This is a genomic window from Streptococcus sp. SI1 (genome assembly GCF_030439945.1).
Lineage (GTDB): Bacteria > Bacillota > Bacilli > Lactobacillales > Streptococcaceae > Streptococcus > Streptococcus intermedius.
On sequence record NZ_JAQFJE010000007.1, the window covers coordinates 111,304 to 121,938 of the forward strand.

A 10,635-nucleotide genomic window follows, 5' to 3' on the forward strand; every position below is an offset into this window, starting at 1 on the left:
ACTAAAAAAGAAGATATTAGAGAACGTTTCAAAAAACACATACGGGTTTTTCTTGCTATTTCTCAGAAAGTTTAGTATAATAGTATCTCGTGAGCATCCCTCACTTACCCCTTGTAAAATCTAGGGGTCATTAGACCAAAAGGAGGAAAAATCAATGGCTAAATACGAAATTCTTTATATTATTCGTCCAAACATTGAAGAAGAAGCGAAAAACGCTTTGGTAGCACGCTTTGACTCTATCTTGACTGGCAATGGTGCAACTGTTGTTGAATCAAAAGACTGGGAAAAACGTCGTCTTGCATACGAAATCCAAGATTTCCGTGAAGGACTATACCATATCGTGAACGTTGAAGCTGAAGACGCAGTTGCTTTAAATGAATTTGATCGTCTTTCAAAAATCAACGCTGACATTCTTCGTCACATGATTGTCAAGCTTGACGCATAAGAAGGGTTACTATGATAAATAACGTTGTACTTGTGGGTCGGATGACCCGAGATGCCGAACTTCGCTATACGCCGCAAAATCAAGCGGTCGCAACTTTTACTCTTGCTGTTAATCGCAACTTTAAAAATCAAAGTGGCGAGAGAGAAGCAGATTTTATTAACGTTGTAATTTGGCGCCAACAGGCAGAAAATCTTGCAAATTGGGCTAAAAAAGGAGCTCTTATCGGAGTTACTGGTCGCATTCAGACACGTAACTACGAAAATCAGCAAGGTCAACGTGTCTATGTGACAGAAGTCGTAGCGGATAATTTCCAGTTATTGGAAAGTCGCGCTAGTCGTGAAGGTCAATCTTCTGGCGGCTATACTTCTAACAATTTTGGAAGTTCACCTTCTGCCAACCAAGTACCCAACTTTTCTCGTGATGAAAATCCATTTGGGAATACCAATCCAATGGACATCTCAGATGACGATCTACCATTTTAATGGGTAAACAGAATAATGATATAAAGGAGAAAGAATATGGCTCAACAACGTCGTGGCGGATTTAAACGCCGTAAAAAAGTTGATTATATCGCAGCAAATAAAATTGAATATGTTGATTACAAAGATACTGAGCTTCTTAGCCGTTTTGTTTCAGAACGTGGGAAAATCCTTCCTCGTCGTGTAACAGGAACTTCAGCTAAGAACCAACGTAAAGTGACAACAGCTATCAAACGCGCTCGCGTAATGGCTTTGATGCCTTTCGTAAATGAAGATTAATAGAAAATTCCCTGTCGTTGGCGGGGATTTTTCTATATCTCCTGGTTTAGTTTACCTAGGTGGAGAAGGGCATAGAACTTATATTCTGAGAAAATCAAAATAATCCTTCCTTTGCGAGCACTAGCTGCAACTTTAAAACAGTATTTCGCGTTATGTTACGTCTCTTTGTTGAATCCTAATTTCATTTTTGCCAGCTTGTCTTGCTAGCTTGTGATTTTTTACAGTATTAGAGGTATTGGTGCCACTCTAAGTTAGAACTGTACCTTAAAATAAATTCGAAGGACAGTCAAAAGTTTTAGTTCAGGTTAAGAAAGGGACACAGTCTGTGACTAGTCTCCTACTTTGTTGATGGTTCTATTGAGTATACAATATGTTATAATGGAGAAAAATCCAGTAAAGGAAGAATGTATGAAAGAATATTTATCCATTAGAGAGATGGTCTTGGCTGATATAGACATTTTATCTGAAAGCTTTATGGCTCAAGGCTGGCCCGGTCGGAAGGAAATTTTAAGAAAATATTTCCATGAACAAGAGGAGGGCAAGAGGCAAGTGTTGATTGCTGAGCTAGGTGCCGAGTTAGCAGGCTATATCACAATCTTGCCAATTGCAAAACACGGCCCTTTTGCCGGACGTTATCCTGAATTGGCAGATTTCAATGTTTTTGAAAAGTTTCAAAGCAAGGGAATTGGAAGAACTTTGCTGGAAAAGGCAGTGCAGGAGGCAGAAAAATTCTCCAATGTAGTGACTCTGGGAGTTGGTTTGCATCATGGTTATGGAGCAGCACAGCGTCTTTATATCAAATCCGGTTTTATTCCAGATGGTTCTGGTGTCTGGTATAACAACCAATTGCTTACAGCTTATGCTCCATGTGAGAACAATGATGACTTGGTGCTGTATTTATCCAAAAAGGTAAAGTAAAAAGTTGGAGACAACATTAGCTGGCGCTCAAGAAATGTTTGCGTTGATTGATTAGGCTTGACAGCGGTTGGATACAATAGAATACAGCGAAAGAGAACTCAAAAATCCACTTAATTCAAAGTGGATTTTAACTATTATCATAAATATGATACTAAACCTGTCTTGGTGAGGTAAGAGCGCTGCGGATATTGAATTTCTTCTTGAGATAAAAACGGAGTGCCAAAGTTCCACCACCGAACACAAGGATAAATAAGTTTGGTAGTTTTGGATTTAAAATGGCTGGTAATAGGAAGGTTGTTCCATAAAGAACAATAGCCCATAACATCGTAGCAGCTGAAATGATAAGGAGTGATTTGAAAAATGGTGGTTTTTGACTTTGATCTTGATCAGTATAATAAAAGCGGTAAATAAAGTAATACATTCCGTAAAATACGAGTGCCCCCACCGCGCTACCAAGTACAATCGTCACAATACCATAATTGCTAGGATTTTTGGAGAATAAGTTAACACTACTATTTAAGATAGCAAATAAACTAAAGACAAATAAGAAAGCATCCATAATCATGAGATACGGATTGGTATTTTCTTTGATAGTTTGAGCTTCTTTTTGTTTTGCTTCTGAAAAATTCGCTGCCCAAACAGTAGGTGCTCCATAAAATCCGCGGGCGGTAATTCCTTTTGATTGATTTTCAAGAATCGTGGGAATAATTTCTTCTAGTAAAACTTTAATTTCTTCGTCTGTCTTTCCATCTTTGATGAGTTGGTGCGTTGCGATACGGATAAATTCTTGATTTTTTTTACTGAGTTTAGCCAAAGAAATGTGTGACATAAGATCTCCTTTTAATTAGAATAATTTTTTGTGAATGAGATAGACTGTTAAGGAAACACTGATTGCAAAGGCGATAAAAATAATAATCCAAAAAGCATGTGGTTCCCCATTGAGTGGTAAGTCATTATTTTTGAAGTTCATTCCATAGGCTGAGAAAATCATAGTTGGAATGGACATGACAATCGTCACTAAAGCTAGAGCTTTCATGATGTTATTTTGATTGTTTGAAATAATAGAAGCAAACGTATCTGTCATACTGTGCAAGATATTTCCATAAATATCTGCCATCTCAATTGCCTGTTGAGTTTCGATGAGTGTGTCTTCTAGCAAATCCTCATCTTCCAAATATTTTTTGATATTACTTGTAGCGCTGGTTAATTTTTTAATTACACGCTCATTGGTTTTTAAGGACGCTTTGAAATAGACAATCGTTTTTTCAAGTTCCATGAGTTCAATTAGTTCTTCATTCCGAGTTGACTTGTGTAGCTGACTTTCAATTTGCTCACTTTTACGATCAATGGAACGAAGCGCTGTCAAATACAGCTCGGCGTTTCGATAAAGAATTTGGAAAATAAAGCGAGAACGCATAAATGTATAGAAATTACGTAACCGTCGATTAATAAAAATATCGAGCAATGGAAGTTTTTCCAAACAGGTAGTAATAATCGCATCTTCGGTAATAATAATCCCTAGAGGGATGGTTACATAGTAAGTCTGATTATTTCGCTCCTCTGTAATTGGAACATCCACGATAATCAAAGTATATTCATCTTCGATGGTAACACGAGACATTTCCTCTGCATCAAGGGGTGCTCGTAAGTCCGTAATATCAATGTCAAAGGCATTGGAAATTTCAGTAGACTCACTTTGAGAAGGGTTGACTAAATTAATCCAAGTCCCCGACTCAAGCGTATCAATTTCTTTAAATTCAGTTGTTGTTGATAGAAAGACTTGTTTCATGTTTGCCTCCTTCAGTTATTTGCACACCGTACTATTATACTATAAAATTCCGAGTTTTTGGGTAAAAGATTGTAGAAAATTTTGTTATAATAGAAAGAAGTCTAAAATAAAGTGTGGTAAGAATGCAGGATAAAATTATCATTCATGGAGCGCGAGCCCATAATTTAAAAAATATTGATGTTACGATTCCGCGGGACAAGTTGGTTGTAGTGACAGGGCTGTCTGGTTCAGGCAAGTCTAGCTTAGCTTTTGATACTCTCTATGCAGAGGGACAACGGCGTTATGTAGAAAGCCTGTCGGCTTATGCCCGTCAATTTTTGGGTAACATGGAAAAACCAGATGTGGATTCAATTGACGGTCTTAGCCCTGCTATTTCCATTGACCAAAAAACGACTAGCAAGAATCCTCGTTCAACAGTCGGAACAGTTACAGAAATCAATGATTATCTCCGTTTGCTCTATGCGCGTGTGGGAACTCCATATTGTATCAATGGGCATGGAGCCATTAAAGCTTCTTCTGTAGAACAAATCGTCAATCAAGTTTTGGAATTACCCGAACGTCAGAGATTACAAATTCTAGCGCCAATTATCCGTAAGAAAAAAGGACAGCACAAGACAATCTTTGATAAAATTCAAAAAGATGGATATGTTCGGGTGCGCGTGGATGGAGATATTTATGATGTTACCGAAGTCCCAGAGCTTTCTAAAACGAAAAAGCACGATATCGAAGTAGTGGTGGATCGGATTGTCATTAAGAAGAGTGTACGCAGTCGATTATTTGATTCGATTGAAGCAGCTTTAAGACTTGCGGAAGGCTACGTGGTGATTGATACGATGGATGGCAAAGAATTACTCTTTTCCGAGCATTATGCGTGTCCAGTCTGTGGTTTTACGGTTCCTGAACTCGAACCGCGCCTTTTCTCTTTTAATGCCCCATTTGGATCCTGCTCTGACTGTGACGGCTTAGGTATCAAGTTAGAGGTTGATTTGGATCTTGTAGTGCCTGATAGTAGTAAAACATTACGTGAAGGAGCTCTAGCACCGTGGAATCCAATTTCTTCTAGTTATTATCCGCAAATGTTAGCTCAGGCGATGGAAGCCTTTGGCATCGAGATGGATAAGCCTTTTGAGGAATTGAGTGAGGAAGAAAAACGGCTGATTTTCTTTGGCTCAGATGGTCGGGAGTTCCATTTTCACTATGAAAATGAATTTGGTGGCGTGCGGGATATCGACATCCCTTTTGAAGGAGTAGTAACCAATATCAACCGCCGCTATCATGAAACTAACAGTGATTTTACCCGTAGCCAAATGCGTCTTTATATGAATGAGTTGACTTGTGCAAGTTGCCATGGTTATCGATTGAATCCACAAGCCTTGTCTGTTAAAGTGGGGGGTGAAGGTGGTCTTAATATTGGGCAAGTATCTGATTTGTCTATTGCAGATCATTTAGAATTACTTTCTCATCTGACTTTGACTGAAAATGAAGTGGCCATTGCAACACCGATTATTAAAGAAATTCGCGATCGCTTGACTTTTCTTCATAATGTCGGGCTTAATTATCTAACTCTATCTCGTTCTGCGGGAACATTGTCGGGTGGTGAGAGTCAGCGGATTCGCTTGGCAACTCAAATTGGTTCCAATCTCAGTGGTGTTCTTTATATCTTGGATGAGCCCTCTATTGGTCTACACCAGCGGGATAACAATCGCTTGATTGCCAGTCTCAAAAAAATGCGTGATTTGGGCAATACTCTCATTGTGGTTGAACATGATGAAGATACTATGCGTGAAGCTGATTGGTTGATTGATGTTGGACCTGGAGCAGGTGTTTTTGGTGGTGAAATTGTTGCGGCAGGCACTCCAGAGCAAGTTGCAAAAAGCAAGAAATCAATTACAGGTCAGTATTTATCGGGCAAACGTGAAATTCCAGTGCCATTGGAGCGCCGCGTAGGAAACGGCCGCTTTATTGAAGTAACAGGTGCGCGAGAGCACAATTTGCAAAACATCACGGCCCGCTTCCCGTTAGGAAAATTTATAGCCGTGACGGGAGTTTCCGGTTCTGGGAAATCGACCTTGGTTAATTCCATTTTGAAAAAAGCAATCGCTCAAAAGCTCAATCGTAATTCAGACAAACCGGGTAAATTCAAAAATATTTCAGGAATTGAGCATATTGATCGTTTGATTGATATTGACCAGAGCCCGATCGGCCGAACACCAAGATCCAATCCAGCGACGTATACTGGCGTCTTTGATGATATTCGCGATCTCTTTGCTAAGACTAACGAAGCTAAGATTCGTGGGTATAAAAAAGGGCGTTTCTCTTTCAATGTGAAGGGGGGACGCTGCGAGGCCTGCTCTGGGGATGGGATTATCAAGATTGAGATGCACTTTTTACCAGATGTTTATGTCCCTTGTGAGGTTTGCCATGGAACACGGTACAATAGTGAAACCTTGGAGGTGCACTACAAAGAGAAAAACATTGCTCAAGTTTTGGATATGACGGTCAATGATGCAGTGGAATTTTTTAAGCATATTCCTAAAATTGAGCGGAAACTTCAGACCATCAAAGACGTAGGACTAGGATATGTAACGTTAGGACAACCTGCCACAACTCTTTCTGGTGGTGAGGCTCAGCGGATGAAACTAGCCAGCGAACTTCACAAGCGCTCAACAGGTAAGTCTTTCTATATTCTGGATGAACCAACTACAGGTCTGCACACGGAGGATATTGCGAAACTTCTCCAAGTGCTATCACGTTTTGTAGACGATGGCAACACGGTTCTCGTTATCGAGCATAATCTGGACGTTATTAAGACGGCCGATCACATTATTGATCTTGGACCAGAAGGTGGTATTGGTGGAGGTACTATTATTGCTACTGGTACACCAGAAGAAGTAGCTGCAAACTCTGCTAGCTATACTGGCCAGTATCTAAAAGGAAAGTTAAAATAAGATTTAAAAGACTCTGCTTTTTTAGGCAGAGTCTTTTTTATAATAAATTACGAATTTTTTCTTTTATAAATGGGTTAAGAGAATAGTGTTTATCCAGATATTCTAGGAGTGCTTGAGCAGACTCAGAAATACGTTCGTAACCTTGCAAAAAGTGAGGCAATTGCTTGGCTTCCTTTGGATAACCTTCTTCAAATCGTCTGTTGGTATTAAAGACATCTATAAAATTAGATTTAGAAGTTGTTTCCAAACTGATTAGTTCAGTCCAAAGCTTGACGGATCTGTTTTGGATGAAATCATAAGCAGCTAATTTTTCGCCTCGCTGATAGCGACCTAGCCCTAAATATAGATTACATGAAATTTCTCCCAACAGCCATTCACGGTCTCTGTTTTCTTTTGATGGCAGTCTTTGTGGCTGACAGATTGTTTCATCAAAACCGACCTCCTTCCAGATAATCTTGCCTTCAGCAAAGGGAATGTTTACTAGTTCATGAGCTTCAAAGACAGCAAATTCACAAAAAACATCATCTTCAAATAGAACTTTATGTCCATCCACTGTATTTTGGTAGTGAAATGCAATTGGTTCTAGCTTACTTAACCAGGTTAGGTCTTGGATATAGGTCTGCTTGTAGCCATCTTTTACAATAACAAAGAAGTCTAAATCTGAGTACTGATCCAATCGTTCTCTTTCTGTTCCGCAAGAACCAAGTGCCAGCAAAGCTAGTGCTTGTTTCGAATCTTTTAGAGACTGACCAATCTCATCTAGTCTTTGTAACAGTAATTCAGTTTTATTCATATCGTTACCTCATTCTTTCTTGTTTAACAAAAATTATACATTTAGCGCTTTCAAATGTCAATTTCATCTAATCCTAGCTATATAGATTGTATTATTTTCGGTATTTTTTTGCTATAATAAATTGAATCATTTTACGGAGGTTTTCTCATGTTATCAAGAGTTGAAAAATTTGAAGTAGCCTTAAAACAGACAGAGTGTGATGCTGTCTTAGTAACCAATTTGAAGAATATTTACTATCTGACGGGTTTTAGCGGAACAGAAGCGACGGTTTTTATTAGCAAAACGCGACGGATTTTTTTGACAGATTCCCGCTATACCTTGATTGCTAAAGGAGTGGTCAAAGGATTTGATATTATTGAAACGCGTGATGCTTTGGGGGAAATCGCTAAAATTATCGGGGACGATAAGTTAGAAAAAATTGGTTTTGATGATCAAGTGTCCTATGCTTACTTCGAGATGCTGAAACGCGTGTTTGCAGCCTATAAACTGATAGCTATGAGCAGTTTCATCGAGAATTTACGCATGATAAAAGATGCGGAAGAAATTGATACGATTCGAAAAGCTTGTCAAATTTCCGATCAAGCCTTTCTGGATGTATTAGACTTTATCAAACCAGGTGAGACAACCGAGTTGGCAGTTATGAACTTTTTAGATGCTCGCATGCGCAAACTAGGTGCTTCAGGTGCGTCTTTTGATTTCATTATAGCCTCAGGATACCGTTCTGCCATGCCTCATGGAGTAGCTAGTGAGAAAGTGATTCAAACTGGTGAAACCTTGACGATGGACTTTGGTTGTTATTACAATCACTATGTTAGCGATATGACACGAACCGTTCATGTAGGGCATGTGACGGATGAGGAACGTGAGATTTATGATATTGTCTTGCGTGCCAACAAGGCTTTGATTGATCAAGCCAAGGCTGGAGTCAGTCGTATTGACTTTGATCGGATTCCACGTCAGATTATCAATGATGCAGGTTACGGAGCTTATTTTACTCATGGGATTGGTCATGGAATCGGGCTTGATATTCATGAAATTCCTTACTTTGGTAAGTCCTCTGAGTCGATTGAAACAGGGATGGTTTTAACAGATGAGCCAGGTATCTATCTGGATGGTAAATATGGCGTCCGTATTGAAGATGATCTTGTCATCACGGAAACGGGTTGTGAAGTATTGACTCTTGCCCCAAAAGAGCTAATTGTGATTTGAGAATTGTCAATCTTTATGATAAAATAAAGAGAAATCTATTTTAAAAGAGGTAATAATAATGATTGAAGCAAGTAAGCTGAAAGCTGGTATGACGTTTGAAACAACGGATGGGAAATTGATTCGTGTCCTTGAAGCAAGCCACCATAAACCAGGTAAAGGGAATACTGTTATGCGTATGAAACTACGTGATGTACGTACAGGTTCAACTTTTGATACAACTTACCGTCCAGAAGAAAAATTTGAACAAGCGATTATTGAAACACGCCCAGCACAGTACTTATACCAAATGGATGACACGGCTTATTTCATGGATACAGAGTCATTTGAACAATATGAAATCCCAGTAGCGAATGTAGAGCAAGAATTGAAATTTATCCTTGAAAATTCAGAAGTGAAAATTCAATTCTACGGAAGTGAAGTTATTGGTGTTACGGTTCCAACGACCGTAGAATTAGTTGTAACAGATACACAACCTTCTATCAAAGGAGCAACAGTAACAGGTTCTGGTAAACCAGCTACTCTTGAAACGGGGCTCGTAGTAAACGTACCAGACTTTATCGAAGTCGGACAAAAATTGATTATCAATACGCAAGAAGGAACCTACGTTTCTCGTGCATAATTTATTCTAAGAATTAGAAGTTCTTAATTACTATTAAACGGGGACTTGGAGTCTAGCAATCATTGAACAGACTCCCAGAATATCTTTGTGTCTTAAGAAAGGACAAGTTATGGCAACTGAACAATTAGGCGAAATCGTTATCGCACCACGTGTCTTAGAAAAAATTATTGCTATTGCAACCGCTAAAGTAGATGGTGTTTACTCTTTCGCAAATAAAAGTATGTCTGATAACCTTGCAAAACGTTCTTTAGGACGTGGTGTCTATCTTCATACCGCCAGTGACGGCGAAGTAACTGTTGACATTTATTTATATTTAGAATACGGTGTAGGTGTTCCAGCGGTAGCAGTGGCTATTCAGAAAGCAGTGAAAAGTGCTGTTTCTGATATGGCAGAGGTTGAATTATCCGCAGTAAACATTCATGTAGCTGGCATTGTTCCAGAAAAAACACCAAAACCGGATTTAAAAGATTTGTTCGATGAGGATTTTCTCAATGACTGATGTACAGCTGGAAATGAGAAGACAACTACGTGAGCGTGCTTTTCAAGCGTTAATGAGTTTGGAATATGGAAGAAATGTGATAGAAGCTTGTCGCTTTGCATATACATATGATAAAAATTCTACAAGCGATTCAGATGTGGAAATTCCTACATTTTTATTGAACCTTGTCATGGGTGTCGAACAGTCCAAAAGTGAATTGGATGAGAAAATTAGTCACTATCTAAAAGAAGGCTGGACTTTAGGACGTCTGACGTTAGTAGAAAAAAATATTCTTCGATTGGGATTGTTTGAAATGACAAAGTTTGGTACGCCACAGCTAGTCGCGCTCAATGAAGCAATTGAATTGTCTAAAAATTTTTCCAATGAGAAATCAAGTAAGTTTATTAACGGGATTTTGAGTAAATTTATCACAGAATAAAATTTCAAGAAATGAACAAAGAAAAAAGAGGGTGCGAAGTCCTCTTTTTTATAAGTTATATGAGAAAGTAAGGGGAATTGTGCTGAAGTGTCGACGGGAATATTATGTCCATCTGTGGGAGCTAAGCGATTGGGACCAAGAAGGGATGATGGTCTTGTATGAGTTGGTGAGTCGTCACCCCTATTTGGTAGAGGAAGAAGCCCATCTCTATGTCTACTATAAGACAAAGTTTCGGAATC

The 10,635-nt window shown here is 38.9% G+C and carries 12 protein-coding genes and 1 pseudogene; 10 read left to right on the plus strand and 3 right to left on the minus strand.

Annotation, left to right across the window (positions count from 1 at the left end; translation table 11 throughout):
* The first annotated feature begins 154 nt into the window (after window positions 1-154).
* From rpsF to PCY10_RS08985, 4 genes are all read left to right on the plus strand, one after another.
* On the plus strand, window positions 155-445 hold the full coding sequence (rpsF, locus tag PCY10_RS08970) for a 30S ribosomal protein S6 (protein WP_003074536.1): 291 nt from the start codon (window positions 155-157) through the stop codon (window positions 443-445).
* Window positions 446-456: 11 nt separating this feature from the next.
* Window positions 457-927, plus strand: a complete 471-nt coding sequence (locus PCY10_RS08975; RefSeq protein WP_003074535.1) for a single-stranded DNA-binding protein — start codon at window positions 457-459, stop codon at window positions 925-927.
* A 36-nt stretch (window positions 928-963) separates the two neighbouring features.
* Window positions 964-1,203 carry a 30S ribosomal protein S18 gene (gene rpsR / locus PCY10_RS08980; protein WP_000068664.1) on the plus strand — a complete coding sequence of 80 codons (240 nt, stop codon included), beginning with the start codon at window positions 964-966 and terminating at the stop codon, window positions 1,201-1,203.
* Between the two features lie 408 nt (window positions 1,204-1,611).
* Window positions 1,612-2,121: a GNAT family N-acetyltransferase gene (locus PCY10_RS08985; protein WP_021002441.1), complete on the plus strand. Its 510-nt coding sequence runs from the start codon at window positions 1,612-1,614 to the stop codon at window positions 2,119-2,121.
* Between the two features lie 151 nt (window positions 2,122-2,272).
* Here the strand turns inward: PCY10_RS08985 and PCY10_RS08990 are convergent, their stop codons facing one another.
* Window positions 2,273-2,950 carry a DUF1129 family protein gene (locus PCY10_RS08990; protein WP_003074532.1) on the minus strand — a complete coding sequence of 226 codons (678 nt, stop codon included), beginning with the start codon at window positions 2,948-2,950 and terminating at the stop codon, window positions 2,273-2,275.
* A gap of 15 nt (window positions 2,951-2,965) precedes the next feature.
* Window positions 2,966-3,910: a magnesium transporter CorA family protein gene (locus PCY10_RS08995; protein WP_003070861.1), complete on the minus strand. Its 945-nt coding sequence runs from the start codon at window positions 3,908-3,910 to the stop codon at window positions 2,966-2,968.
* A 122-nt stretch (window positions 3,911-4,032) separates the two neighbouring features.
* Between PCY10_RS08995 and uvrA the strand changes: the two genes are divergently transcribed.
* Window positions 4,033-6,858: an excinuclease ABC subunit UvrA gene (gene uvrA / locus PCY10_RS09000; protein ID WP_021002442.1), complete on the plus strand. Its 2,826-nt coding sequence runs from the start codon at window positions 4,033-4,035 to the stop codon at window positions 6,856-6,858.
* Window positions 6,859-6,895: 37 nt separating this feature from the next.
* Here uvrA and PCY10_RS09005 read toward each other — a convergent pair whose 3' ends face one another.
* The gene (locus PCY10_RS09005) at window positions 6,896-7,651 is read right to left on the minus strand and encodes a hypothetical protein (RefSeq protein WP_021002443.1); all 756 of its coding nucleotides are present in this window, start codon (window positions 7,649-7,651) and stop codon (window positions 6,896-6,898) included.
* 147 nt (window positions 7,652-7,798) lie between these two features.
* On the opposite strand from PCY10_RS09005, the gene PCY10_RS09010 reads away from it, so the two are divergent.
* The 5 genes and pseudogenes from PCY10_RS09010 to PCY10_RS09030 form a co-directional block, all read left to right on the plus strand.
* The gene (locus PCY10_RS09010) at window positions 7,799-8,860 is read left to right on the plus strand and encodes a Xaa-Pro peptidase family protein (RefSeq protein ID WP_021002444.1); all 1,062 of its coding nucleotides are present in this window, start codon (window positions 7,799-7,801) and stop codon (window positions 8,858-8,860) included.
* 58 nt (window positions 8,861-8,918) lie between these two features.
* Window positions 8,919-9,479, plus strand: a complete 561-nt coding sequence (gene efp, locus PCY10_RS09015; protein WP_003026309.1) for an elongation factor P — start codon at window positions 8,919-8,921, stop codon at window positions 9,477-9,479.
* 109 nt (window positions 9,480-9,588) lie between these two features.
* A complete protein-coding gene (locus PCY10_RS09020; protein ID WP_003074522.1) occupies window positions 9,589-9,978 on the plus strand; it encodes an Asp23/Gls24 family envelope stress response protein in 390 nt (129 codons plus the stop codon).
* The gene (gene nusB / locus PCY10_RS09025; protein WP_041787361.1) at window positions 9,971-10,396 is read left to right on the plus strand and encodes a transcription antitermination factor NusB; all 426 of its coding nucleotides are present in this window, start codon (window positions 9,971-9,973) and stop codon (window positions 10,394-10,396) included. The genes PCY10_RS09020 and nusB overlap by 8 nt, the downstream gene beginning before the upstream one ends.
* A 31-nt stretch (window positions 10,397-10,427) precedes the next feature.
* Window positions 10,428-10,635, plus strand: a pseudogene (locus PCY10_RS09030) (sigma-70 family RNA polymerase sigma factor); the annotation flags it as partial.

Excerpts from the sequence above, each read along its gene's own strand:
- PCY10_RS08990 (WP_003074532.1), bottom strand. The coding sequence starts at position 2,950 with ATGTCACACATTTCTTTGGCTAAACTCAGTAAAAAAAATCAAGAATTT.
- PCY10_RS09020 (WP_003074522.1), top strand. The coding sequence starts at position 9,589 with ATGGCAACTGAACAATTAGGCGAAATCGTTATCGCACCACGTGTCTTA.
- PCY10_RS08995 (WP_003070861.1), bottom strand. The coding sequence starts at position 3,910 with ATGAAACAAGTCTTTCTATCAACAACAACTGAATTTAAAGAAATTGAT.
- nusB (WP_041787361.1), top strand. The coding sequence starts at position 9,971 with ATGACTGATGTACAGCTGGAAATGAGAAGACAACTACGTGAGCGTGCT.
- PCY10_RS08975 (WP_003074535.1), top strand. The coding sequence starts at position 457 with ATGATAAATAACGTTGTACTTGTGGGTCGGATGACCCGAGATGCCGAA.
- PCY10_RS09010 (WP_021002444.1), top strand. The coding sequence starts at position 7,799 with ATGTTATCAAGAGTTGAAAAATTTGAAGTAGCCTTAAAACAGACAGAG.
- uvrA (WP_021002442.1), top strand. The coding sequence starts at position 4,033 with ATGCAGGATAAAATTATCATTCATGGAGCGCGAGCCCATAATTTAAAA.
- PCY10_RS08985 (WP_021002441.1), top strand. The coding sequence starts at position 1,612 with ATGAAAGAATATTTATCCATTAGAGAGATGGTCTTGGCTGATATAGAC.
- rpsF (WP_003074536.1), top strand. The coding sequence starts at position 155 with ATGGCTAAATACGAAATTCTTTATATTATTCGTCCAAACATTGAAGAA.
- PCY10_RS09005 (WP_021002443.1), bottom strand. The coding sequence starts at position 7,651 with ATGAATAAAACTGAATTACTGTTACAAAGACTAGATGAGATTGGTCAG.
- efp (WP_003026309.1), top strand. The coding sequence starts at position 8,919 with ATGATTGAAGCAAGTAAGCTGAAAGCTGGTATGACGTTTGAAACAACG.
- rpsR (WP_000068664.1), top strand. The coding sequence starts at position 964 with ATGGCTCAACAACGTCGTGGCGGATTTAAACGCCGTAAAAAAGTTGAT.